The sequence below is a fragment of the Entomohabitans teleogrylli genome (genome assembly GCF_001484765.1).
GTDB lineage: Bacteria > Pseudomonadota > Gammaproteobacteria > Enterobacterales > Enterobacteriaceae > Entomohabitans > Entomohabitans teleogrylli.
On sequence record NZ_KQ947379.1, the window covers coordinates 53,753 to 80,081 of the forward strand.

Sequence of the window (26,329 nt, forward strand, 5' to 3'; positions counted from 1 at the left end):
TATTAAATCATGTATATTTAACTCCAACTGACATGATTAATTATACCAGTGAAATTGAATCTCCAGCCTTATACAAAAGAGCCACACCGGTAAACTTCAGATAGGCATAATCATTACGATTTGGGAATTGAATGGTAATCTTGTGTTGTCTATCGTATCCGGAGGGGGGTATTTGCAGCACAAAGTTATCAAATGTACGATTCATTCCATTATTACCACAATCCCACTCCCACAAGATACTCTCATCACATCTTATTGTGATAAACTGCCTCCACCTCGCGTACATATAAGAACTCCCTAAAAAGAGCAGAACTCGCTTAAATGGAGCCCCATTCACTGTCGCTATATGATAACGAACTTCCTTGTCAGAAAAAGAATTATTACCCCAAACTTTATCACTAAAATAATCCGTCGCAGATATAATATCCCCGTAAATCTTCTCAGCATAAAGGCGGTTAACCGTACATGTCTCATCAATAACAACATTGCTCAACTTACCGCTGATTGCCTGGACATTTCCTCGAACGGTGACATTATTAAATTCAGCATTTCCCGACTTAGGCAATTTCCATCCATTATTCCCGGCAATATAATTCGTCGATTGCAATGAATCAGAAATCTTACCAAACGAAATACTGGCATCCTTAATAAACGCCGAATTAATAAACGTCTGACCATTTTCAACCGCAAACGGCGTACTGACCGTGCCATTATTAGCCGTAATCAGTGCAAAGCGCTGGGCGTTGACCAGGAACTGACTGTTACCTTGACTATCTGCCCCAAGAGCGATACCGCTAACAATTTTATTTTTATTACTATCGACCTCAACTTTCATGGTCCAGGAAGCTGAAACTGTTCCATCAAGAGATGCGATTGCTTTTGCATTCTCCTGAATTTGAGCCGTGTTCTCCCCGGCTGTCGTACTAAGCAGGTCAACCTTTTTGGCCTGTGCGGTTAAAGTCTTCCCCTGCTCTTCAACTGTCGTTTCCAGCAATGAAAGAGCGGACGCACTGGCCTTACCATCAAGTGCAAGGGTATCGGTCACATCATAAACGGCAAACGTAGATACAATAATCGTCTTATTTCCTGATGTTGCGCCCATTGCAAAAATCTGGAATTTAGCCGACAGCGTTGTATCTGAAGCGGCGACAAAGTCATGGGTAAATGTGCCCCACGATGTTGTCAAATTTCGGTCAGTATCCCGATTCGTGATCGTACCACCAGAATACGTCGTACCATTAACTTGTCGAAGTTTAAGAACGGTATTGCTGCCACTTACCAGTTTAGCTCTGATAATAAAGCGATAGCGTCGCCCCGGAGAGACAGGAATAAAGCCGGTGCCAATCCAGGCGTTATAACCAGCCGGACTGGTGATTTGTACCCCTGAGCCTCCATCACCAATAGCGGCTCCCCAGGTGAAAGTTCCGTTTCCACTTTGCCATCCCCCTAAACCATTTATAAAATTTGGATTGGGCGTAAGGCTATCGCCTGTTGAGCCGATACTTTTCACATCATCAGCAAGACGGCTGACACTGCTATTCAACTGGGTGATACTACTACTCTGACTGCTAATTGAACCTTCAACATTATCAACACGAGTTCTCAGGCTAGTTAAAGCTGAAGCATCCGCTTTGGTATTTATAGCGATTTCATTGGTGATATCAGAAACAGAGACATCATCAAAATACATGTAGCCCGATGATAATGAGCCAAATAAGCCAATGGTATAGATGCCTGTCGTCGAGCAAACGTAATCAAAAGACGTAAAAGTCCAGGTAGCGACAGTGCTTACACTGGAGGAAGTCCATTCCACAGCCTTGAGTAATGTCCCGGCGCTATTTCCAAGACGCAACTTATTATTGTTGGCATCTCTGACAGCCATGTCATTCGAACGACGAGCATAGACGCCAATTCGGTATGTTCTGCCTTCAACAAAGACAACATTTTGCTGAATTGTGCTATTCCCTGCGCTCGCAGACAGACGTGCTATTCTGGCCCCGGAACGCGGGTTTGTGGCAGCGATGGTATCCCACGCTGAGCCAGTTAATGTCCATGCATCCAGACCTCGTTCAAAGGAACAGTTAGCGACCATTGTTTCAGGAGTATTTGTCGCCGCATTCATATCAGCAATCACAGCGCTCAGGCCTGACGACAGGGAAGTCGTCTGCAAGGACTGAGAGGTAATTTTCCCCTCAGCGCTGGTGACGCGACTATCCAGTGATGAGATAGCACCAGCGTTAGACGAAATTCCCAGCTCATTTGTCACATCGCGCAAATAGACGCTGCTAACGGTTAATGTGCCATAATTATTACCATTTCCATCATATGCAAAGATATTCAGGTTAGCGGAATCACATGCTGTCGTTGTAGATAACGTGACTTCATAGGTCGCAAAAGACGTTGATGTTGGCGTGACATAAACATCGTTGAGGCTTTGAGAGCCATTAAGACTACTCACCAGACGCACAAGGAATCGGGATAGCGACGTTTTAGCTACAATCGTTGCCCGGTATTTTCTCTGTGGGGCTGCCGGGAACCATGTCTGTTTACCGCTCAAATCAGCCGGAGTGCGAATGCTCGGGTTTGACGCCTGACCTTTTGTGATGATCACCCCCGGGCCGCTATTACCAGACGAAGATCCCCAGACAATGGTGTTACCCACGCCACCGGTTGTCAGATTCCACATATCCGTTCCACTTGTAAAAAGCGGATTCGGGACAATATTGTCGCCCTGGCCAGTCATACTGGACAGAGTATTAGACAAACTGACAAGGTTATTCGACTGACTGGTGATATTATTTTCAGCTACGGTAACGCGACTCGACAAAGATGTAACAGCGCTGGCGTCAGCTTTTGTTTCCAGTGCTAAAGCGTCGGTCACATCAAACACAGTAACATTGTCGATAATCAGCGTTGAGTTAATGCTCGCATTAATAATATCAAAGCGAACAAATGCCGCTGTACCGGATGTCGCCGGAAAATCATAACTATACGATGTCCAGGTGGTGGAAATTCCCTGAGTTGGCGCATCCACAACAACATCAGCAGCAGTGAGATTTAAATTTTTAGTCCGACGACGCAAAATCATCTGTACGGTACCAGAGTTAGCTTTGACTCTGATATTTATCCGATAACGTCTTGAACCATTGACAGGAATATAGACCGTATAAAGAGTGGCGTTACCACTGCTACCAACTTTCAGCTTACACGCAGCGCTATTATTTTCCCCCTCATTGCCGCTCCAGAAAACATTCGTTGAACTGGACTGAAGCCAACCACTAAGGCCATTTATAAATCGCGTGTTAGAGATGATAGAGTCACCAGTACTCGCTAAATCCTGAATGGCACCGTTCAGACCACTGATAGAGGTGTTCAGACTGGTGATACTGCTCGCCTGGTTCTCTATTCTACCCTCAGCGTTAGAAACCCGGGTATCAAGACTATTGATAGCGGAAGCATTAGCATTAATATTCAACGCATCGGTAATATCAACCAGTCGCACGTTGCTAACAGCAACAGAGCCTAAAGATGTTGTCGTGCCGGAATAGGGAAAAAGATACAACTTGGCCATTGTTGCAACCGATGTAGCACTCAATGTCCCGGTGAAATCCTCCCAGTCATCCCCCAGAACTTTACGAACCTCGTTGTAAGATTCAGTTTTATCTTTAGCAATACTCACTAAACGCATCAACAAAGTCTTATGACCGCTAATTCCTTTCGCCCTGACCTGAATCTGATATTTGCGACCTGCCTGCGTCGGGAACGGAGCAAGAGTACCATCGGTTTTTGCCGGAGCTCTGAACGAAGGATTGGACGTTGCACTTCCTTTGGTTAAAACCACCCCAGCGCCGCCATCACCGAAGGATGCTCCCCAGATAAACGAATTATTTGTGTCACCAGTGGCTTTTTGCCACAGTTCAATACCACTACTAAAATCGCCATTAGGAATTAAACTATCGCCACTACCAGCAATAAAGTTCACCGAGTTATTCAGCCTGGTAATATTGATACCCTGACTGGCAATCGTATCCCCCTGTTTAGAAACGGAAGATTCCAGAGCATTGACTGCTGTTTGATTTGCTTTACCGGCAACGTCAGTCTCCAGTTTAGTAATACTTTTTGCCTGGCTGTTAATTTTCCCTTCTGTAGATTCCACGCGAGTAGCCAGACTGCTTAGAGCACTTGCATTAGCCTGGTTTTCGAGCGTATCGGTTATATCCAGAACATATACATGGTCCAGATAAATCGTTGTATGCGCGGTATTATTAACAATATCAAAGCGGGCAAAAGCAGCATTTGCCGGAAAGGCTGCATAGTCATAGGAGAAAGTCTGCCAGGATGTGGTCACATTGGCCGTGTAATCACCTAAGACATCGGAGCTACTAATATTATCAAGCCTATATCTACGCCGTAGACGTATTTCCGCCGCCGCGTTTGCTTTTGCCCGAACCACAATCCGATAACGTCGCGACCCGATAACCGGAATATAAACCGTATAGAGTGTCGCACCAGCACTGGTACTATTGATTAATTTGGCGGCAGCACCCTTATTTTCACCTTCGTTGTTGCTCCATACTACTTGTGAAGAACCGGATAACTGCCACCCCGTTAATCCATTAATAAAGCGTGGGTTGGTCGTAATAGCGTCACCGGATGCGGCATAATCCTGTAATGCCCCATTAATACCCGTGATAGACGCATTCAGATTGGTTATGCTCGAAGACTGGCTTTCGATTTTTCCTTCAGTGTTGGTAACGCGAGTTGTGAGTCCACTGATCGCAGAAGCATTGGCCGTTGCTGCTTTTTGAGCCTCATAGGCCTCAGACACTTCACGAATCACCAAATCGTCAACATACGCGCTCCATCCCCTACCTGATGATCCCAGGCTATCTCTGATTGAGAACCATACAATACCTTGCGAGTACTGACGTGAATCAGAATCGACCGGAACACGGCAAACACCAGCAACCTTAACCCAGGCATCATTTTTTAATGGCTCGGAAGACAGCCCCCCACCCGAATTTGCTGTGCTAAGGGTCGAACTGAATGCTGCAGGCCAGGATGAATAATTGGTTCCCGCTGTACGCCGATCGACAACTGTCAGCCCCATGACAAATGTGCCGGTTGACGGCATATTTGAGGCCCTAATTCTTGCCTCGAATGAAAATACCGCATTGCCACGCACAGAGAAGTAAGATCCTAAAGTACGATCGGCATTACCCGATTCGCTGGCTGAACGCGTTAACTTCAGTGCACGAGCCCCCTCAAAAACAGGGCTATCAACAATGACTGCATTCACTCCGTTATTGAACTGGGTTCCGGTAGCGAATGACTCAAAAGAGCCGTCATGCCACACATTACCTGCGCTCTTTTGCAAAGAGGCGCTAATGCTGGTCAAACTGTCAGCACGGGCTTCATTGTCAGTCACTCGAGAACTCAGCGCCGAGATTGCGCTGGCATTTGTCTCAATTTTAAGCGTATCGGTTATGTCGACCAGCTTCACATGACTAATGGCCACTGCGCCGAGAGAAGAGGCGCTGCCGCTATATGGAAAGAGATATAATTTGGCCTGTTTCGCCACCGTCGTGGAGGTAACAACTCCTGAGTATTCCGTCCATTCGTCACCAAAAACGCTGCGAACCTCATTGTATGATTCGCTGCCATCTTCTGCGATACTCACCAGACGCATTAGCAGCGTTTTGTGTCCGCTAATACCTTTCGCCTTAACAGTGACTTGATATTTTCTTCCCGGTTCCGTGGGGAATGGCGCCAAAACACCGCCAGCCCCTGTCGGAGTCCTGAGTGACGGATTCGAGGTCGTGCTACCTTTTGTCAATATGACTCCCGGGCCACCATCCCCGAAATTCGCCCCCCACTCGACAGTGTTACGATTATCTCCGATTGCCTGCTGCCATAGTCCGGTACCATTTTTAAAGTCAAAGTTAGGAATGAGATTGTCACCCATGCCGGACAGATAACCGATACTATTGTCCAGCAATGTAATACTCTCTCCCTGGCTACTCACCTTATTACCCTGCTGAGTAACAGTCGTCTGCAGTAATGACAGTGCAGATGCATCAGCCTTATTAGTAATATTATTTTCGGCAGTAGTTAACCGACCAGAAAGAGAAGTAATTGAAGACTGATGAGCCGCAATGTCTGTCTCAGTTTTGGTTACACGATTAGTCAGTGCGGTTACCGCGGTACCATTCGCTTTTTTCGCGACTTCAGCATTCGTGGCAGAAAGATCATTCTTCAGTTGGGTAATCTGAGTTCCCTGGCTCGTTATCGTGTTATCCAGTTGAGTTACTGTGGAAGATAACCCGGAAATCGCATTCGCATTTGCGCTAATATTCGCGGCATTAGTCACATCCTCCACAACCACATCATCAATATAGAGATTCCCGCCATTAAGAGACGCATAGATACCAATGATATGATCGCCTGTGGCTGCTGAAGTCCAGGAGATTGACGATTTTGTCCATGCCGTTTTTGTCACATCAAACAGTGCTGCCGCCAGCAATACATTAGTCGAGTTGGCTATTCTCAATTTATGGTTGGCGCTATCCGAAAGCACAGAACCACCCTCATGACGATACCAGCAGGAAATATTATAAGTACGACCAGCAACAAATTTTACCGTCTGTGAAATCTGCGCATTGTTGGTTCCCGCGCCCACCGTAGCCTTTGGCGATATATAACGAGCGATTCTTAATCCGCTAACAGGATTAACAGCATTTAAATAATCCCACGCAGCTACGGTCCCGGTAATACTCCAGTCAGAAAGCGCCCGTTCAAAAGAGGCATTACTCAATAGATTATTCGGAGTATTTACCGCCGTTTTCAGATCATTGGTCAGCGCTGAAACACCGGCATTCAGGGTTATCAGATTATTATTAAGCTGTGTAATCGAACTGCTCTGATTTGTGATATTTCCTTCCGTTGCGCTAACTCGAGTTGTTAGTGCAGTCAGAGCGCTGGCGTCGGCTTTGGCATTAATTTTATTTGTCAGACTGGTATTCTGAGTATTTAAATCACTGCGCAAATTAGTTATTTGTGTTGCCTGAGCCTCTGTCCTGGTATTAAGTGTCGAGAGCTCCGTCTGAATCTCAGAAACAGAATCATCCACTTTCGTTTCCAGCGCCTGGCGCGCCGTCGCTTCGGCTCTGTCGGCGGCGACCCGCGCCTGGCGCTCAGAATAGATAAGCCCCGCGCTGACCTGATTAACATCATTGCCGGTATAGCCGCCGCGCAGTTGGGTGGCCAGCGTTTCGCGCGCCACCGCCTGCGCCGCGTCAGCGTTCGCCCGGGCGGTTCTCTCTTCTTCGACCATCCCCACAGATGCCCCTGGTGCCGGGCGCCCGGTGGCGATGTAGTCAATCAGGAAATAGTCATTTTCCGTCTGCGCCGCAGCCAGATCGATACGGAAGCGGCGAATCACCCCTTCCGAAGGTACATCGGCAATATTGAAGGTGGCAACGCCATCAACGTCATAATCCGGTTCCGGGAAATTTAACGTTCTGGCGTTTTCCCAGCCCGTTGCCTGCGGTGACAGCGTCCACAATTTGCCGGCCCAGCGTGGATTACCCACTTTCTTCACCCGCAGCTTGATGAAATTGTATTTATCGCCGTCGATGTCCAAATCGTTGGGCGATGCCACCGCCGCCGGCGTTTTATCCGCCGGGCGAATCCAGCCCCCCTCAACCCAACCGGGGATGTCCGGATTTGCCGCGCCATTCCAACCCTCGATACCTTTGTCGAAATACCAGATCTTCGCGCTGTCAAACTGTTCACCGGTACCGGCAGACACCTGACTTATCATCTGCGCCAGGCTGTCATAATTGCTCTGCACAATAGTCCGGGTATTTTCGATCGTCGCCACGCGCTCGTTTTTCTCATTGAGAATCGCATCGGCACGCGCCCGGGCCTCATCGGCGATAGCTTCAGTACGCTCCCTGGCCTCCTGTACCAGCGCGTCGTTAAACTGGCTCTGCGCCAGGTCAAGCGCCTGCTGCGCCTGCGCCTGCGCATCGGCGGCTAACGCTTCAGCCTGAGCGCGAGCCTCGGCCACGAGTTGTTCGGTCTGGCTGATACTTTCCTGCAGACTGGCTTCGGTATCGGCGATACTTTTTTGGGTATCGTCCAGCGCTTTTTGCGTTTCCTGAATGGCGTTATCCACGGTTTGCTGAACATCATTCAGGCTGTTCTGCACCCCGCTAATCGCGTCATCAATATCGCCCTGGGTCACCTTGCCGCCGATTTCCGCCAGCAATTCCTGGCCCAGTTCCGTCTCGGTAATTTTCCCGGTCAGATAGCTGGTGATTTCTTCGGCATCCGTCGATGCCTGCCCGATTACTGCGTTGCAGTAATCGGAGCGGTTGCCGGACTTATCGCTGAATACGGCCCGGAACCAACGACGAACGCCAGCCGCCAGACCGGTGATGGCATAGCTGTTCTGGGGATAGGGTACATCCGCCAGCAGGGTTTCATCCGCCAGATCGGCGCTGCCCGAAACATAGAGCGAGGTTTTCAGACCATCGGCAGTACCCTGACCAAATCCCCAGTTCAGATTGATACCGAAGACAATATCAGCGCTGGCCGTCAAACCGGCAATCGCCGCGGGCTTGCCGACTTTGCCGGCCAGCGTGGTTTCCTGTGAATAGGCCCAGCCGCTGGAAATCTCCGCGGCGTTAATGGCGCGCACCCGCACCAGATAACGCCCGGCATAAACGCCGCTGACCTCAAAAGAGGTGGTGGAACCGCGCGGAACATTAACCCAGTTGCCGTTATCACGCCGCCACTGGGCCTCATAGGCGACGGCATTCGCCGCCGGCGACCAGTTAACCCGCATATGATCGACATGGATGCCCTGGTTCACCACCGAGAAAGTCTCAATCACTATCTCCTGCGGCGCCGCCTGATTACCCGGCGGAATCACGCTTACCGGGCGCTGGTCGATAACCACGCCGGTGTCGATGCGGGCATACTTGTCCGGATCGTGGCTGGCGGCGCTGATGGTAAAGGTTCCGTCATTATTATCCGCGACGCTGACCACCCGATACTGCTGGGCATACAGCGTGCCGGACTCGACGACCCAAACCCCCTCCGGCTCGGGAGACTCGCTGTAGCCGGCGGTTACCGTGATGGTGCTGTCGTCAATCGCCGCGATACTGCGGCTCTGGGATACCCCGGATGGCAGGTTGACGATCAGCCGATCGCCGACGCTGGCATCCGGTATCCGATCCAGGGTGATCACCCGACCTTCAACGGCGCGAATACGTCCGCCGTTCACCTTGCCGGACAGCAGTTCATCTGCCACGGTGATAATATACCCGGGCTGCGGGATATTGCCGTCCAGCCCCACCGAGAAGGTCACCACCCGGTCTTTATTGTTGGTCAGAATCGCCCAGCGCCCCTTACGGTTGGCCTCCGACTGGCGGGTACAGCCAATGGCGGTGACTTCCAGTTGGTTAAATCCGTAGCGGGCAACCAGATCTTTTTCAAACACCGGTTCCATGGCGTCAGAATAAGCGTTATCCGGATCGGACCACGACACCAGCGCGCTGGTATAGCGTGATTTAGAGGTACTGCTGGAGTAGACAAACTTGCCGTCAAGCACATTGGCGCGGGTATAGTTAAAGTCGATATCGCGCGGCATATCCGCCATACAGACAATCTGATCGCCGCCGCTATAGGTCATGCCGCGGAAGATAGCCGCGATATCCCGTAACACCGTATAGGCTTCGTTGCGATCCTGAATATAGATATTACAGACGTAGCGCGGCTCAGTCCCGTCGCCGCCTTTGCCATCCGGCACCGGCTGATCGCAGTACTGCGCCACCTGGTAAAGCATCCATTTATCGATATTCGCCGTCGACAGGCGATGCCCGAGGCCAAAACGATCGTTAACCACCAGGTCATAAAACACCCACGCCGGGTTATCGCTCCACGCCCACTTAAACGTCCCGCTCCAGATACCGCTATAGCTGCGGGTTTCCGGGTCGTAGTTGTCCGGTACGCGGATCACCCGGCCGCGCGGCTCACAGGCGATTTGCGGAATGCTGCTACCGAACTGGCTGGAGTCAAATTCAATGTACAACAGCGCGGTATTGGGATAGCTGAGCTTGGCGTCAATCACCTCGGTATAGCTTTCCAGCGACATTTTATCGCCGATTTTCGCGCTGTTAGCATCGACGCTTATTTTACGCAGGCGCAGCGTCCAGCTGGTTTGCGCCGCCGGCAGATCGATACGGTGGCAGCGCTCATAGCCGGAGGTGGTTTTACCGGTCACCGCGCTATCCACTACGCTCTGCCAAGTCCCGCCGTCAGTCTGCAGTTCAATCAGGTATTTCACCGAATTCCCAAGCAGATCGCCATTATCTTCCTGCTTAAACAGGGATGGCCATTTCAGGCGCAGACGAATAGCGGAAAGCTGAGTGTTGGTAAAAGTATGGGTCCAGGCCTGAGTACTGGAAATTTCAATGCCGGCGTTGATCTCATTTTCCGATCCCGGCATCCCCTGGATATAGCTCTGCGACTGGCTCCCGGGGCGGAACTCCCAGCTAACGCCGCTAAAGTTTTTGGTACCATCGGCGTTCTCCAGCGGCGTACCGTCGAGGAAAATGGTCTGCGCATTCAGTTCCCCGGCAAACTCTCCTTCCCCCAGCGCCAGCAACAATTTCGCTCTGGCGACTGACTGTAAATCATCCGGCTGTTCTACGGGCGTGCGCGATTGCGAGCTGCCGCCTTTACGCCCTTTAATCAATTTATTTTCCATATTACACCCATAAAAAAAGCCGCCCGTGGCGACCTGACTGGAATTCTGTGTCGTATTACTGCTTTTCTTCTACGTAAATACCGGCGGAAATAATCGCCCCGCCGATGCGTCGTTTACCGTACAGCAGCGGCACCGGATAGCCCTGGGCGGTGGTATTGGTTACGCCGCCGAACGCGTAGGACGCCTTATTATCGGCGCCGGGGCTCATCGCCAGCCCGGTGGGCTGCGGGAACAGGAGCTGAACAACGCCGCCCAGCATCATTGAAGCGCCGAGCATGGCCGTCGAACCCCATGCGCCGGCGGCGGCAAGCCCCCCCGAAGCGATAACACCGCCGGGAACAAACAGCGATACGGCGACCAGTACGGCGCCCAGGATAGTCTGTAGCCCACCCGCACGTTTACTGCCGATAATCACCGGGACAATACGGATGGTTTCACCCGCCGCCGGGAAGGGCATCTCTTCAAGGTTAATATTCTTTCCCCCGGAGAATACTGCATAGGTCAGCCCCTGCTGTTTACTGCGATTAAGAAATTGCTCAAATCCGTCCAGGGTACAGCACAGCGCCCGTACGGCTTCATTGCGGGTCCTGACAACCCGCTGATGTACTTTTCCGAAGCGTTTACCCAGCGCGCCGCCGAGTTCGATTCGCGTCATTGTTTCTTGCATTTTATCCTCCGCACAGCACCAGCCCGCCCGGTGGCAGGACCCAATGCTGAACGATTAACGGGAGGCCAGTGGCCGGGAGAAATAGCGTGCCAGCCCGGGAATTCTGAGGTTTATATTGAGCCCGGACGGCGCCAGAGTATGTGAAGTTTTGCGATGAGAACGAAAGTGTCAAAACCGCCCGGCGGCGGGTAGATAGCGGCTACAGACAGGACACTGCGGTTTCCGCCCAGTCGCGGTTCATCCCTTTACTCAGGGCATATACCGCAACGTCAGTGCCGCCGTTTTCCCGGGGCCTGACCAGCGCCAGAGCAACCGTCCCCACGAGTGCCCTTGTCGCCGCGATCCGGTAACCGGAATCGGTGCGGCTGCTGGCGATGTCCACGGCAATGTGCTGCCATTGCGCCACCAGACAGCGATTCACCCCGGCGGGCATTTTTGTTGAATGGCCGTTGAGAACCGGCTTTTGCTGTTCGGGACCGAAAGCACAGCCGCTAATAGCGATAATGGCGCTAAGCAGGGCCATTTTTTCATCCTTTACTCCTTAGAGCCTGTCCCGGCAGGCGCATACTGACGCCGTCAGCCTGATAAGATAAGCTCTTAACCCCATCCATAACTGACATCTATAGTGTAACGGTTGAAATAAGGAAAAAACTAACCCAAATCTTTGTAGCGCAGAGTTTTCACCGTGCGTTCCCGCCAGTACCCGCCATAAGGGATCCGCTGGCTGAGACGCCCGTACAGATGGTGCAACAGCATATTGCCTTCCAGCAGTACCCCCGCATGGTTCGCCACCGGCGCCGACACTTGCATGATAGCGACATCCCCGGGCTGTGGCGGCCCGCTGAATTCGCGAAAACCGCATTCAAACCAGTTATCCAGATAGCGATTATCTGCGCCGGACTCCCACCACGGGTAATCGACGCGGTAGTCGGGCAGTTCAATTGCATGGATTTGCCGGAAATAGCTCATCACCAGCCCCCAGCAGTCGGTATGCCCGAGCACGAACGGACGCCCGATAAGCGGCAATTCACCGCGCGGCTGCAGCGTACACAGATCGCCCTCCGGCCAACTGAGGATATGCCAGGGCAGGCCGGTGGCATCGCACTGGGCCTTGTCCAGCTCGCTCGGCTGGCTGGTGGCGTCCGGGTGACTGTGAACAACCCCGATGACGGTCCCCCACGCTTCCGCGGCGGCATAATCTTCCGGGGCCATCTGAAACTGCCCGGTGGGATCGCTGTCCTGGTTGCGGCAGGGAAAATAGCGCGTCTCGCGCCGCCGTTGAACCACCAGTCCGCAACATTCGCGCGGATATTCGCTGGCGGCATGCTGGCGAATGGCATCGATAAGTCGCTGGTCCATCGCTAGCTCCTGATCAGAGACGTCCCCGGAAATCCGCCGAACGGCAACTCGTCATGTTCGCCAAAACGCAACTTACAGGCCGACAGGGTGCCATTGCACTCATCCCGCGCCGGGTCATCCACCGGGTTATTGTGTTTATCGAAGTAGCGGGAGCCGGCATAGTGGCAACCGTCTCCGGAACGATATTTATTGCGGATGCACCAGGTACACAGCGCGTGCAACTGGCGGGACGGTAATAACATGCCCTGCAAATCCAGCGGACTGGAGAGAGTGAACTCCACTACTTCGTTGTTCTCCGCCGATTTACTGTCGATATAGAAAACCCGCAGTTTTTCCTGCTGCGGATCGGCGTTCGGGTTACCTTCCGGGAAGTTGCGGGCGTCGAGATACTGCGCCAGGGTATCGTGAATGGTGACTTTGGCCTGCAGCAGATCGTCGTAATGCAGGCACAGGGCGGTGATCGAACTGTCCAGATTTGCCACCGACAGTTTCGGCTGGGCGCTGGCGCCCTCAGTCGAAGTTTCAATGCCTTCGATATGGCACGGCCAGGCGCGATACTCATTACCCTGCCACCACAGTGATTTGGCGGCCAGCCGGGTTTCATCGCCGCCGGCAGCATCAATTTCTTGCGGAGTATGGGGAATGTTGCAGGCGTGGAAACGCAGTACCTCGCTGATACCAAAGGCACTGCCGTCCACATCAAAAAGCCGGACAGTATTGCCCGGCTCAAGTTTCTGATAATCGCGATGTAAGCTCATGGTTTAAAGGCCTGTTCAAAGGTTGCGCTGACGGTGATGACATTTTTACTGTTAATAACCTTTTGCAGACTGTCTGCACCGACGCGCCAGAGCGCTTTTTCTCCGTACGGCGGAGTGAAGATAAAAGCGCGGGTTTTATGGCGGCGCAGGAAATCATAAATTTCCAGTCCGGTGTCCGGTTTGCCGGTAAAGGAGTAGCTGTAAGAGAGCGTTTCATCGTTCAGGCCGTTATAGCTCACCTGGGCATAGCCATCGCCAAACTGCGCCTTGCGAATCGAGTCTTTACAGGTCGTCGTCGGCTGGCTGGCGGACTGAATACGCCAGCTAAATTCTTCAATCATGGTTGATTACCTTTTATGCTGAGTATTCCAGATAAGCCCGCCCGGGCGAATGGCTTTGGCGATACCTTCATTGATGCTTCTGTCGATCACCTGTTGATAGACTTTACCCAGTTGATCCATGCCCTGAGGATTACTGTCGGTGCCCGGTCCAGTACTTTGCACGGTCACCGGGGCATAGACCGAAACGCCGGAAAGCGCCGGCAATGCCGCTGTACTCTCGCCTACATAGCCGCCGCTGGCGTAGCCGCGCATCAGACGATACAGGTTGCTGACCCCAATCCGGCTGGTGGCCTCTTTGGTAAAGACGAATTCACCACGGTGTACCACGCCGGCAGGCTCATATTTAGCGCCCGGGCCGGTATAGCCGCCCAAAGCGTGTCCCGGACTACCGGGGATCATATAATTTATCAGCCCTGCCATTGCCTGTTTCATTAATAGCTGACTTAACATAGATAAAGTAGAACGGGTAAATTCGGCCCAGTTGGCTTTACCGGTAGTCAGCATACTAAGCATATTGTCGCCAATGGCATTAAAGGTTTTTCCGGCAAATTTCTCAACATCGGCAAGCGTTACTTTTAAAGATTTTCCATATTTACTTAATCCTTGTTTTGCCGCCTCCAGCCAATTGATTCCCCCTTCAACCTGCGATTTATGTTCTCCTGTAGAGTCAGAGATTTCTTTTAAGGATGTGTTCTTTACCGCAGGTGAACCCGGCAACCGAATCTGTTTACCAAACTCATTTCCTTCATCTGACGTGTCCGTCATTTTTAGAAGCAGTACATCCAGTTTAATAATGAGTTCATTACAAACCTTCTCGAATGAGTTACAAACACCAGAGAATGAAGAAGTTATACTATTTGATGATACCTTCCCTAAAGCTTCTGAAGCTGGTTCATTTCTCCTGCTAACGTCCTGAGAAAGATTATTAGATGCATGGCTATTAGTAGCATTAGAAAATATCTCATTAATTGCCTTATTATTTTCCTCTCTTATGGTTTGAACTACAACTTTAAGAGACTCTTCAGAGATAATGAGCTGCTTTAAGCTATTTATATCTTTTTTTAGCACTTCAATTTCACGAAGCTGGTTATTTCTTTGCCGATCATAATCTATATTTATTAAATTATTTTCATATTGATAACCAAATCCAGTACGCTCACGCTCTGGTTTTAATCCCCTCTCAAATTCAGCTAATCTTACTTCTTTTTCAGTGAGTTGCTCTCTATATGGCTTAATATTTTTATTTCTTCCACTCTCGCGCAGTCCATCCGATATTTTCTCATAAATATCATTTGCCTGAAGAATCAACTTTTCTCCAAAGCCAAGGCCAGCCAAATGGTTGTTACTCAGGCGTGTTATCATTGAGCTATATAAATCAGCGGCAGTCTCCCCTGCCGTCCCAACACCCTCCAACTGTTCCTGAAGTGCAACCTTTTCAAAGTCTTGTTTAGACAGATACTGGAACTGACTATTTAACTGATAAGAAGCTAATGTCGGCTGGCTGAATATTTTCTTAAAATGACTTATCGTTTCATCTGCTGATTGCAGCTTAGCTCGATCAGCAATAAGCGCAGTTTGAGCAATTTGCTCCATTTGCTCATATTTGAACTGCCCCGTACTCACAATTTTAGCAAGCACATTAGCTGCCTGCCCAACAGAAATCCCTGCGCCAGCAAGTTGTTGGGATAGCCATTCAAGTTGTTTACTCGTCACATCAAACTGCGCGCCGGTAACTGCAATTTGTTTATTAAACTCAGTAGATTCACTGGCGCCTTCCAGATAAGAGCTCCTCAACGCCTCCCCGGTCCGTAATAAAAGATCTATCGATCCAGAAGCAGAACGTGCCTTTTTAATGAAAGGCATCATATCCAGGGCATTACTCACGTTGCCTGATGTCTTAGCTGCTACCGGAACTTTATCTCTGGCATCGTTCGATGTATTTAGCTGCTGACCAGACATCTTTTTCATGTTCTGAACATAGCATTCTGAAACATCTGCCAACTTATCCAGCTGATTATTCGCCCTTGCCAGCGCCTCATTAAATTCGGTGACGTTAAGTTGATTAACGCCCCGCCCGCCCGTTGACTGGGTCATAGCGTATACCTCCTGAAATACCTTCTGCTTTTGCCATCAGCATGTCGTCATCGGGGTCTTCCTGTTCGGTTACCGTTTCCGTGGGGTTAAAAAGGCTGAACGTCCCCGGACTCAGTTGCGAATCGCGGGAGAAAAGCGCAAAAACGGCATATGTCAGACCGGAAAAATGAGCGTCTAACTGGGCATCGTGAAAATAGTGTTGTTGATAGAACACGGCCCAATCGCCAAGTTCTGTGGATGACATACCGGCGAGCATGGCGCGCCAGTCCGGGCGCCCGAACTCCCTCGCCAGTTTCATAACGAAACGTCGCTCGCCGGTCAGTACTTTTCCGCACTGACGGGTTCCCCGGTCTCGCTTACCTCTCCGGGCGCCATTTCGACGATCGTCTCGCTGGTTTCAACAGGTGCTATCATGCCGGACAGCGTCTTCACCCGTAAATCCGCCTCGGCAATAGCCGTCAGCGGCCAGTGATTCATCACTTCTTCCTGAAGGGAAGTCACCTGCGCTTGTACTTCACTGAGGCACTGGGCTTTATTCTCCAGACCGTGCCACAAAGACATGGCCACCAGCAGCGCGCTGGCGCGAATTGTCGCGCCAATCGTCGCCGACATATCGTCTGAGTCAATACGTTCCAGTTCAGCAAGATATTCCAGATGTTCGATACGCTGCAGCGCGGAGAGTTCGTAGAGAGTGACTTCACTGTCGTTATGGCTGAACAATTCTGATTTCAAAAACATGGTGATCCCTTTGCAATATAAAAGAAATAACGGCAGTAACGCCGTTATTATTATGTGGCGTCCACAGCAATGCACCGCAGAGGCGACTATGGCCTCTGCATTGCAGGACAATACATTGTCACCGGCATCATGCCGGCATTAATCTGGCGAATGACCGGTTAGACGTTGCCGGAATCCTGGGAAGCGGCAATCACATTTTCCGCCAGCGACGGGCGGCCGTTGTTGGTAATTTTCACGGTGCGGGTAATCATCTCTTTTGCCGGAACCGCCTTACCCAGGCTACTGACCCAGCCTTTAAAGATGTCCACCGCGCCATTCGGATAGCACATACGGTATGCGCGTTCGCTGCCGTCTTCAAACCAGGCAACCAGAGACTGCTGGCCGGTTTCACCAGGTTTCCACGCCAGAGTAAAGCTGGATTCACCCGCGGACTTTTCCCCCTGAGAGGTGCGCTTCCAGTCACCTTCATCATCATCCAGGTAGGTATCATCGAAAGATTCCGCGGTCAGTTCACCCGGCGTTAGATCTTTGACTTTCGCCAGTCGCACCCAGCCGGTATCCAGTTGCGGATTAGCGAACGGATCGCCGGAACCGTTGTAAATCCACAGAGAAGTGCCATTGCCTTTAACTGATTCATTAGTAGTAATCATCATATCCTCACAGATTATAAATTAAATTGTATTTAAGAACAGCAGCGCGCCAGAGCATGGTCTCTTCGTCGCGCAAATAATCGCAACCCGCTAACACCATACTTTCCAGTTTATCTGCCAGTTGGGGAATACCTTCTTCAATTAACGGATATACTTTTTCCCCAATAAAGATATCCAGGTCGTTATCGCTATTTTCGGCTGCTGAAAAATAACCAATACGTAGCTCAGCGCTCCAGGTATTACCATCCAGTTCATCGCCGGTATATTTAGCTTCGGTTAAATATACCGCGATGGCAGGTAACCCGGTCGCGTTTATTACGCCCGGGTAACCATCATGCCAGGTGAGATTATCCTGAATAGCAGACTGGAGTGCAGCCAAAACCGCAGCGCGAATTTGAGCATGATTAATCATGATATTTCACTTATAGTTAAAATATTACATAACAGGTAACTCCTTTTCATATCTTTGACACCGGAGTCGAGCCGGAAAAGAAGAAACGGCAATAACTCCTTTTATTCAGGAAATATTTTCCCGGAATCAGACTTCAACGACCTGGCCGTTGTGGTCAATATAGTAGGTCAGACCTGCCAGAATATCGTCCTCCCCTTCATAGACGACAGTAATACGCCGCCGCTGGCCGTCGAACCAGGCAATAGCCGCGGCGCCATTTTTTTCCAGGCTGAAAAGAGACGAAGCGTGGGCAGAAAAAAGCAGTGAGTTTTCACCAGGACTGGCACTGCTATTTTCACCGAGCAGCACGACAACATTATTTTCGCCATCATCAAATACCAGGCTGTTCACACCAGCACTGACCAGCGTAGAATCCGAGACATTCTCCCGGGCATGAATACGGGCATTATATCCCGCGGTGTAGGCATGAGAATCGGTGATGATATCCCAGTCCGGATGCACCTCTTCCATATAGCCAATATCAATGGCGGAATTATCATTCAGCGCGCTGGTTCGCGACGCATTACCGGCATAGATAGTTGAATCAAAGCCGGTGGACGAGATCATAGAACCACTTCCCGGATAAAATCCACCAGCCTGTTCTCTTTCTTCGCTGGTACCAATAATATCATCATAGATATAAGCATTTTCACCGCTGTGCACCAGGTTAACGGGCGACGATTTGCAGACAACATTCTGGTTCGGCGTCGCCAGCGCGACTCCCTGATAAGGTGTTCCGCCAATTAAAAACGCCCCTTCAATAAGGCCGCTAACAGTAGCCATAATATATTCCTCCGGTTGTACTATTTGTTAATCGCTGCTGTAACAATCAACTTGATGCTTAATATTTAATGAGTCGCGGTCCTGCATAACCATGATTCTGCGCAGGTGAGAAACGGCCAATCAAAATTTTCTGCAGATTCTCCCGAGCCTGCCAATGAGTTCATGCCAGACGTAGATAAATTTTTATTCTTTATAAATTAAATGGTTAGAAAATTCTGATACGCCAGTATCGCCGATTTCCAGCGCAACTCTGGAAATCATCTACACTTCACACTGCATGTCAGTCGGACACATTTCGGAACAAACGACTGCCAGAATCCATGGAGACATATCCCCGCAGGAGCACGTTCCGAAAAACAAACAAACAGCCGCTCCGTTCAGAAGACCGGCTGTAAGACCGCAGTAACAAGGAGATACTTTGTGAACAACTCAAACTTCCTGAAACTCAAAGATGGTACACAACTGTTCTACAAAGACTGGGGTAAAGGGCAGCCGATTGTCTTCAGTCATGGCTGGCCTCTCTCTTCTGATGCTTTCGAGGATCAGATGTTGTTTCTGGCAAACCACGGTTACCGGGTCATTGCCCACGACCGTCGCGGGCACGGGCGCTCCTCCCAGCCCTGGGATGGTCATAATATGGATCAATATGCCGATGACCTTGCGGAATTGACCCAGCATCTCGATCTGCACGATGCGGTTCATGTCGGTCATTCCACCGGGGGTGGTGAAGTGGCTCGCTATATTGGTCGCCACGGTACATCACGCGTGGCGAAAGCATCGTTGATCGGTGCCGTTCCACCCATCATGCTGAAAACCGATTTCAACCCGAACGGTTTACCGCGCGACGTATTCGACGGCATTCGTGAAGGGGTAAGAAAAGATCGTTCTCAGTTCTTCAAAGATTTGCCTGATGCGTTCTATGGCGCTAACCGCCCGGGTTCGAACGTTTCTCAGGGGCTGAAAGACAGTTTCTGGCTGATAGGTATGCAGGCTTCTATTAAAGCGCTTTATGACTGTGTCGCCGCCTTCTCGGAAACCGACCAGCGTGAAGACCTGAAAAAAATGACTATCCCTACGCTTGTTATTTACGGCGATGACGATCAGATCGTTCCGCCGATTTCATCCAGCGAAGCAGCGCTGAAATTGCTGCCGCAGGGTCAGGGTAAAGTTTATAAAGGGGGCTCGCACGGTATCTGCAGCACCCATAAAGATCAGATAAACCAGGATCTTCTGGATTTCATTCGTAGTTAATCACTGTAGAAATAATACCCCGGAAACTGGACTGGCCCCATAAACCTGGACAGTTCATGTTAAGCGGCTTTCCGGGCCTGGGTTCAGTATTCTACCGGACTCAGGCCTTTTTCTGTTGGTTGTTGTATTAATGGAAAGCGGTCGTCCTTATTAAAGATTTTACAGCATCCCTCTTCTATAAAATTTGCCCACAAAAAGCCCCACCAGCAGACGTCAGAAAAGCAAATTACTGTGGCGAACGTTCCTTTTCTATTTTCCGCACCGCTTCCTTATCCAGATTACACTGCCCGAGGGCGCTATAAAGTTGCACATTCAGTTCCACGCACGAACCCCAGGTAAAAGGTTCCGGTACATCAGGTAGCGGCGTGGCGGCAAGAAGATGGCTATGGAGCGGCGCTGGCGGTAATGTTACGTATTTGATTCTGGTAGTCGCGCAGGCGCTCAATAGCAGAGGCAGGAACAAGCCTGCCAGCACAATCCTCATTTTTCATCTCCTCGCGCAGATAGACAATCTGCCGCTCCCCTTCGCGGGCTACATGCTGTTTTTCTTGATGAGTCACTTCTGATATCTGGTTGATAATATTAACCACACGGATAAGATTTTCGCTGACCGAGTACGCCTGTTTGATTTCGCCCTGTAAACGCCGGACGCTTTCCTGCTCCTGGCGATAACGATCGTGATAATACCTGGCCGACCATGACAGGGCGGCAATACAGCATGAAATAAAAACTACCAACATGACCTGATAGCGCATTTTCACCGTAACTCCCAGGAACATACCTGATGCTCAATTTCCCGTCGATTAATTAAACCGCGCCATTTTTTACCACCGGCATATACCCAGCGCCGCAGTTCATCGCAGGCGCCATGATAGTCCCGGGAATTAATTTTTTTCAGTAACGTCGATTGTATTACCGCGGCGGGTCCGACATTATAAGCAAAGGAATACAGCGCGGCGCGCTGGGTTTCCATTAACGGTACAGTAATATACGGCTCCAGTTGTCTGGCAACATAGGCTAAATCGGCGGCGGTAAAGTCATCACACTCTTTATCGGTATATCTCTTTCCGGGAATAATATCCTTACCGGTATGGCCATCGCATACCGTCAGGACACCGACAACATCGCGATACGCAACATACTCCCTGCCTTCCAGTCCATGCTTCCCACTTAACAATGCGCTGGCAATGACAATCGCGCCACCGCCTAAAGATGCAATCAATTTATTTCTCAGGGCCGGATTCATGCCCTCCTCCTCTGCGAATTTCATAATCTTTACGTTTATAGTACCAGTTGACAATAAACGTCCCGAGGGTACAAACAATACCGACAATAATCGCCCAGTCATTAAGAGAAATAGCGCCAAGCATAGTGGTAAATGAGCCCCAGCCATAAGCGGAACCACTGGCATATTTATCCATTTCTGGTTTTCACCTCCAAATCAGCGTTAATTAATATTTATCTGCTTCATCCATGGCAAATAACAAAAATATTGTCAAAAAGAGAACCATGCCATTAGCGATCTGCGCACCAGATAAATTTATCCCGGCGGCCAGATAAAAAATTTTGGAGGTTATTGCGACGAGTTAAAACAGTGAAATGCGTTTTTTGATTTTCCCGGCACCGACAGAACATGTCACGCCGTGTTCATTACGCGGCTTGCGGTACCAGATACGATGATTACGACGCTGTATGGCCTCAGCATACATTTCCAGTTGCGCCTGGTACTCGGCCAGCGCATTCAGGTTGATGGGCGAAAGGGATTTTTCCACCCGGGATTTACCACACCCTGAAGATGAAACCACTGATACACTTACCGGTCTGGCTCGCACGCCAACCTGCAGCGGGTTCGCAGCCCGCCAGGCAGCCTGTTTTGCCTGACGACGCTCCCGACGGCGAGATTGTGAATCCATACATCCTCCTCTCAGTAAACTTTAGTACAGGCCGGCCTGGCCGTATGACGGCAAAATGCAATTCACCTGCGCGCCTGTCTGAAGTCCACTTTTGGGGTTTGAGCCCTTTTTCAGGGCAGAATGTTTAAGAGCGACACCATCCTGGCGTGTCGTGCGTCCTGTCAATGTCATCACTATACTAAAAACAACTTTACTTGTAAAGTGATTTACAAATATTTTTGTATGAAACCCGCTAACGAATTGTATTGACAGCACATTAAACTTGTATTTTTTGCATAACCGACCAACGCACAGCGATCTTTGTCGTTCTCTGGCGGTGGCAAAACGGGTAATACACCGCCACAGACCGTGCTTCAGTCACAGAGTGAGTCAGCGCCAATCCGCGCAGCAAACAACACCCACTGCACAGACAGAAAAATCGGCAGGCCGAAGTACCAACAGTCGCCGGTTGCGAAATTCGAGTGAACCGGAGAAGAACGCTTCTCCCGGGGAGAGGAATGGCAATCTTGCCCATCGCCGTTGGCGGCGATGGGTTAACCGCGCGAGAAAGTCATGGATTACAGCAACACAGAGTACCAGAACACCCGGCCGATAATTTCCACTTCGCTGGCCGCGACATCCTGATCCTTATGCTCGACTTTGTTGAAACTGCGTACGCTCAGGCGATTATTAGGTAGCTTATAAAGCTGCTTGATCCGCTTCAGACCGCCATGGTTGATGGCGTACAGTTTGCCATCGACAATGCGCTTGTTATTGGTATCCACCGCTACCGTTGTGCCATCGGGGATAATCGGCTCCATACTGTCCCCGGTCGCCGGAAAACACAGCACCCCGGAGCCATCCGTATTCGCACCCACGCGGCGCAGCGTCGCCTTTGAAAAACGCAGCATGAAACCGTTGTAATCCTCATCCATAACGCGACCATCACCGCAAGCAAATTCAATATCTTTCAGGAAAGGAACTTCGACCTCGTCGTCGTCCAGCGGGGTATTCCTGTCCCAGGCTTTAATCCCGCCCCACTCACCTGCGGCTCCGTTTTCCCCTCCCGGCGCCGTGGGCTCGCCATTCAGCAACCAGGCGACATCACACCCCAGCGCCAGCGCCAGTTCAGGAAGATAGCGTGGTCTCCTGGTCTTTCCATCCTCCAGTTGCTGGATCGCCTGCTGAGAGGTGTTGACACGCGTCGCCAGCTCAGCCTGTGTCAGGCCCAGCTCCCCGCGCCTTTGTTTAACTCTTTCAGCGATACTCATAGTTGTGCCTCAATAAAATTGCCGGCCACCAGACAAGAATTATAGTGTCTTTTTGCCGCACAGCTCGCCATTAATAACAAATTTATTTGTTAAAAGCGACAAGTATTTACTTCAGGCACTCTGCCGGAGACAAAAAAGCCCCGCTGAGCCAGCCGGGGCAAACGTGATAAAGCGGCGCCAGCGCGCCGCAGACTACGTCGCTTCCACCACCAGGCCTTTTCTCGCGCGCTGATGAAGTAACGTAATCACCGCGGCGATAACGGTCAAAAACAGCAGGTATGCGCCATAGGTTGGCAGCATTTCGCCAGTTGACTGGCCGCGCAGGGCGAAATCCCGGAAAAACCGATACTGCCAGACCAGCGGAAACAGGTGACTACCGTAAAAGGCCCACAGCGGTAAATATCCCACCGCCATGGTGGCGCCCCCCATAATGAAACCCGGCGGCACCAGGAACACCATCCTGCTGGCCCCTTCTCCCGGGTTGTTGGTTCCCCAGGCCAGAATCAACGCCAGCCAGCCCAGCGCCAGGCCGGTCATAAACAGACTGGGGACATAGGCAATATAGTTACCGTCAAAGCGCAACTGGCCAAAAACAATCAGTAGCGCGCTCACCAGCGTGATACCAGTGGTGTAAAAGAACGCATACGGCACAATGCGCGCCATCAGGGCAAACGGACCGCGGGTCAGCACCTGCTTTTCCCAGGCGCCGGTGATTTTCAGGCGGCCTATCACCATCAGGGTGGTCAACCCATAAGTCAGCGAGGAAAAAAAGTAGACAAAGGCAATGCTGGTGGCGGTGGTTGACGCGTTGGTCGGGTTAAATAGATGGCGGCTCTTCAGTTGCATTGGGCTAAGGGTCGCTTCCACCTGCTCCGCTCCCGGCACCCAGGCGGCGATCCGCTCGGCGCCGATTTCAGCCCCCAGCTCCGGGATCAGTTCATTAAGATTTTGCAGCACTTCGGCATTCTGCGCCCCGTTGCTGTTATCGGCAAAGTAGCCCAGACGCACGCTGCGCAGCCCGGTTTTCAGGCTTTTCTCCAACCCCTTGGGAATGTACAGCACGCCGATATTCTCATCATGCGCGGTCAGCACCCCCGGATTGACCGGGGTACGCAGCACCCGGGTCACCTCAATGTACGGCGACGAATTAATTTTATGAATCAATTCGGTTGAATACTTTGACCCGTCGAGATCAATAACCGCGATTCGTCCTTCAAACACCGTAGAGTGGGAAAAGACCAGAGAAAACAGTAGCACCACCACTGCCGCCACGGTGAGGGCCGCCTTATGATAGGGGATAAAGTGCCCCGACATCATCGCGCCGATCTCTTCGAGGATCGACTTAACGCTGTTGCGCATCATCCACCTCAACCGTCATCCCGGTCAGTAAACGGGGATTCTCATGGGTATAAATACGCACCTGATACGAGGTCAGATCCGCCTGTCCCCGCTCCCGGGTCATACGTAAATCCGAGAACGACGATGCCGCGGTGGCGAAACGCACCGTTCCCTGGATCCCTTCCCCCAGCGCCGGAACCCGAGCCTGTACCTGAGCGCCCGGCGGGTAAGCGGTGACCATATTTTCGTTTACATAGATATCGACATACTTGCGGTCGGTCTCAAGCAGCACCGCCGGCGCGCCGGGAGGCACCATTTCCCCGGCTTCATAGAGAAGTTTGAGGATCTTTCCTGATTCAGGAGCGGTGAGCGTCAGGCGAGCGAGATCCACCTCCAGCTGGCGCAGATCGGCCTGATACTGGGCCAGTTGCGCGCGCAGTTGCTCAAGGGTATTGGCGCGGTTTTCAATAGTTTCCCGCGTATTGCTGATGGTCTGCAGCGACATACCTTGCGCTTTGCCGCTACCGGCCAGCGCCTGCAACTGAGCGCCGGTGGCGCCAATGGTGGCCGACGCCAGTTGGCGCTCAGTCTGCACCACGGCGGACTGCGCCTGGGTCAGGCTATTGCGGCTGGTATCCAGCTCAGATTGCGAAACGCTGTTGCTCTTTATCAGCCGGGCGACCCGATTCAGTTCGACGCGCGCCAGCCCTTCACTGGCGCGGGCGGCATTCAGCGCCGCCTGGATCTCTTCAATTTTTCGCCACGCAGACAGTTCCGCGAGGCGGTTTTCATCGTGGGCGATGCGCATCGCCGCTTCCTCATGGCGGATCAGCGCCTGCTGGTAGCGAATAGTTGCCTGCAGACGCTCAATGGCAATGCGCGTGTCCACATCGTCGAGGACCATCAGTACCTCGCCCTTGCGTACCATTTGCGACTCTTCGACACCGCGGCGAATCACTTTGCCGGCGACATTCTCAAAAGCCACATTCACTTCATCGGCCGTCAGAACCCCGGATTTCAGGCTTTGGGCGACAGTGACCGCGTCATTGCGCGAACCAAACCCGATAAGGCAAACCCCGGTTAAAAACAGGGCGACAAAAGTCATTGCCGTTTTGACAGCGGGTTTCAGTGTTTTATGTTGTTTAAGTTCCATTTATTTAGCCGGCTAAAGATAAGGTTAAAAAAAAGCCATTGAAGAAAAATCCATCCTGTCCCTGCACTACCTGTGGAAAAGGACCGGAACACACCCGATCCGTTTTCCCTGGCCGCCACAATGCCCCAAAAGCTGCGCTTTTGGGCTGTGCCGGCAGTTTTATCTCTTTTTACGCAGTAACTTGCGCAGCATAGTAATCAGAGATTCACGCTCCGTTTCGCTCAGCACCTCGGCAAACGCGCGGATAGCATCGAAATGACCCGGCAGCGCTTCACGAATCAGCGCCTGCCCGGCGGACGTCAGGGCGATAAGCCGCGAGCGTCCGTCGCTGCTGGTTCGCGACATCGAAATCAGCGGTTGCGGAGCCGACAGCATACGTTTGACCATCACCGAGACAGTCGCCGGCGCCACGCCAATGCGCGCCGCCAGCTCACTGGCGCCGGTATCCCCTTCGGCATACAGCGACATCAGCAGGGTGAATTTCCCCTCGGAAATGTCATAGCTTTTGGCCAGCCGGTCAAAAATGCTCGCACGCACCAGATCGGCGGTGGTGATCAGCGTTAACACCAGATCGACTCCGGAGACGTCAGGTGTGAAATTTTCCCGTTCCTGAACCCGCAGCAATGCTTCACGGGTGGGGAGCTCTCTGGTCTGGTAGTCCAAAATTATGTTCCCATTTATTTAGCCGGCTAAATAATAGCAGCAAAGTAACGAATTGCAACCGGGTTGTTTTAACGCTCACCAGCGTCAGGATGAGATGAGAACTCAGGCAGGAGGGATCGAGCGCGATTCGCTGTGGCGGGATA

Annotated in this window: 21 protein-coding genes and 1 pseudogene; 1 reads left to right on the forward strand and 21 read right to left on the reverse strand. The window is 51.2% G+C overall.

What is annotated here, in order from left to right; translation table 11 throughout:
* Positions 1–40: 40 nt before the first annotated feature.
* From gpJ to AQ981_RS07530, 12 genes and pseudogenes are all read right to left on the reverse strand, one after another.
* On the reverse strand, positions 41–10,777 hold the full coding sequence (gpJ, locus tag AQ981_RS07475; RefSeq protein WP_058911135.1) for a TipJ family phage tail tip protein: 10,737 nt from the start codon (positions 10,775–10,777) through the stop codon (positions 41–43).
* 55 nt (positions 10,778–10,832) lie between these two features.
* On the reverse strand, positions 10,833–11,444 hold the full coding sequence (locus AQ981_RS07480; RefSeq protein ID WP_058911136.1) for a tail assembly protein: 612 nt from the start codon (positions 11,442–11,444) through the stop codon (positions 10,833–10,835).
* Between the two features lie 199 nt (positions 11,445–11,643).
* Positions 11,644–11,967 carry a hypothetical protein gene (locus tag AQ981_RS07485; RefSeq protein WP_058911137.1) on the reverse strand — a complete coding sequence of 108 codons (324 nt, stop codon included), beginning with the start codon at positions 11,965–11,967 and terminating at the stop codon, positions 11,644–11,646.
* A gap of 128 nt (positions 11,968–12,095) precedes the next feature.
* Entirely contained in the window at positions 12,096–12,803 is a 708-nt protein-coding gene (locus AQ981_RS07490) for a C40 family peptidase (RefSeq protein WP_058911138.1), read from the reverse strand.
* 2 nt (positions 12,804–12,805) lie between these two features.
* A complete protein-coding gene (locus tag AQ981_RS07495; RefSeq protein WP_058911139.1) occupies positions 12,806–13,561 on the reverse strand; it encodes a phage minor tail protein L in 756 nt (251 codons plus the stop codon).
* Entirely contained in the window at positions 13,558–13,902 is a 345-nt protein-coding gene (locus AQ981_RS07500) for a phage tail protein (RefSeq protein ID WP_058911140.1), read from the reverse strand. Before AQ981_RS07500 ends, AQ981_RS07495 begins: the two co-directional genes overlap by 4 nt.
* Before the next feature lie 6 nt (positions 13,903–13,908).
* Positions 13,909–15,996 (reverse strand): phage tail length tape measure family protein, encoded by a 2,088-nt coding sequence (locus AQ981_RS07505; protein ID WP_058911141.1) that lies wholly within the window; start codon positions 15,994–15,996, stop codon positions 13,909–13,911.
* A complete protein-coding gene (locus tag AQ981_RS07510) occupies positions 15,965–16,294 on the reverse strand; it encodes a phage tail assembly protein T (RefSeq protein WP_058911142.1) in 330 nt (109 codons plus the stop codon). The genes AQ981_RS07505 and AQ981_RS07510 overlap by 32 nt, the downstream gene beginning before the upstream one ends.
* 20 nt (positions 16,295–16,314) lie before the next feature.
* A complete protein-coding gene (gpG, locus tag AQ981_RS07515) occupies positions 16,315–16,734 on the reverse strand; it encodes a phage tail assembly chaperone G (protein WP_058911143.1) in 420 nt (139 codons plus the stop codon).
* A 194-nt stretch (positions 16,735–16,928) separates the two neighbouring features.
* Positions 16,929–17,384: pseudogene (locus tag AQ981_RS07520) on the reverse strand (phage tail tube protein); the annotation flags it as partial.
* A 7-nt stretch (positions 17,385–17,391) separates the two neighbouring features.
* Positions 17,392–17,796 (reverse strand): phage tail terminator protein, encoded by a 405-nt coding sequence (gene gpU, locus AQ981_RS07525; RefSeq protein ID WP_058911145.1) that lies wholly within the window; start codon positions 17,794–17,796, stop codon positions 17,392–17,394.
* Positions 17,797–17,922: 126 nt separating this feature from the next.
* The gene (locus AQ981_RS07530; RefSeq protein ID WP_058911146.1) at positions 17,923–18,618 is read right to left on the reverse strand and encodes a YdhT family protein; all 696 of its coding nucleotides are present in this window, start codon (positions 18,616–18,618) and stop codon (positions 17,923–17,925) included.
* A 420-nt stretch (positions 18,619–19,038) separates the two neighbouring features.
* On the opposite strand from AQ981_RS07530, the gene AQ981_RS07535 reads away from it, so the two are divergent.
* Positions 19,039–19,869, forward strand: coding sequence for an alpha/beta fold hydrolase (locus AQ981_RS07535; RefSeq protein ID WP_058911147.1), 831 nt, complete (start codon positions 19,039–19,041; stop codon positions 19,867–19,869).
* 226 nt (positions 19,870–20,095) lie between these two features.
* Here AQ981_RS07535 and lysC read toward each other — a convergent pair whose 3' ends face one another.
* From lysC to AQ981_RS07575, 9 genes are all read right to left on the reverse strand, one after another.
* Positions 20,096–20,353 carry an Rz1-like lysis system protein LysC gene (gene lysC / locus AQ981_RS28510; RefSeq protein WP_071608830.1) on the reverse strand — a complete coding sequence of 86 codons (258 nt, stop codon included), beginning with the start codon at positions 20,351–20,353 and terminating at the stop codon, positions 20,096–20,098.
* Positions 20,253–20,648: a hypothetical protein gene (locus AQ981_RS27595; protein WP_154675914.1), complete on the reverse strand. Its 396-nt coding sequence runs from the start codon at positions 20,646–20,648 to the stop codon at positions 20,253–20,255. The genes lysC and AQ981_RS27595 overlap by 101 nt, the downstream gene beginning before the upstream one ends.
* Positions 20,627–21,115 carry a lysozyme gene (locus tag AQ981_RS07545; protein ID WP_058911149.1) on the reverse strand — a complete coding sequence of 163 codons (489 nt, stop codon included), beginning with the start codon at positions 21,113–21,115 and terminating at the stop codon, positions 20,627–20,629. The genes AQ981_RS27595 and AQ981_RS07545 overlap by 22 nt, the downstream gene beginning before the upstream one ends.
* Positions 21,093–21,290, reverse strand: coding sequence for a phage holin family protein (locus AQ981_RS07550; RefSeq protein WP_058911150.1), 198 nt, complete (start codon positions 21,288–21,290; stop codon positions 21,093–21,095). The genes AQ981_RS07545 and AQ981_RS07550 overlap by 23 nt, the downstream gene beginning before the upstream one ends.
* A gap of 165 nt (positions 21,291–21,455) precedes the next feature.
* Complete coding sequence (locus AQ981_RS07555; RefSeq protein WP_058911151.1) at positions 21,456–21,782, reverse strand: antitermination protein N; 327 nt, start codon at positions 21,780–21,782, stop codon at positions 21,456–21,458.
* Between the two features lie 557 nt (positions 21,783–22,339).
* A complete protein-coding gene (locus AQ981_RS07560) occupies positions 22,340–23,032 on the reverse strand; it encodes an XRE family transcriptional regulator (RefSeq protein WP_058911152.1) in 693 nt (230 codons plus the stop codon).
* A gap of 192 nt (positions 23,033–23,224) precedes the next feature.
* Positions 23,225–24,394, reverse strand: a complete 1,170-nt coding sequence (locus AQ981_RS07565) for an ABC transporter permease (protein WP_249226286.1) — start codon at positions 24,392–24,394, stop codon at positions 23,225–23,227.
* Positions 24,375–25,523: an HlyD family secretion protein gene (locus AQ981_RS07570; protein ID WP_071608831.1), complete on the reverse strand. Its 1,149-nt coding sequence runs from the start codon at positions 25,521–25,523 to the stop codon at positions 24,375–24,377. The genes AQ981_RS07565 and AQ981_RS07570 overlap by 20 nt, the downstream gene beginning before the upstream one ends.
* Positions 25,524–25,682: 159 nt before the next feature.
* Entirely contained in the window at positions 25,683–26,186 is a 504-nt protein-coding gene (locus tag AQ981_RS07575) for a MarR family winged helix-turn-helix transcriptional regulator (RefSeq protein WP_058911154.1), read from the reverse strand.
* Positions 26,187–26,329 lie beyond the last annotated feature (143 nt).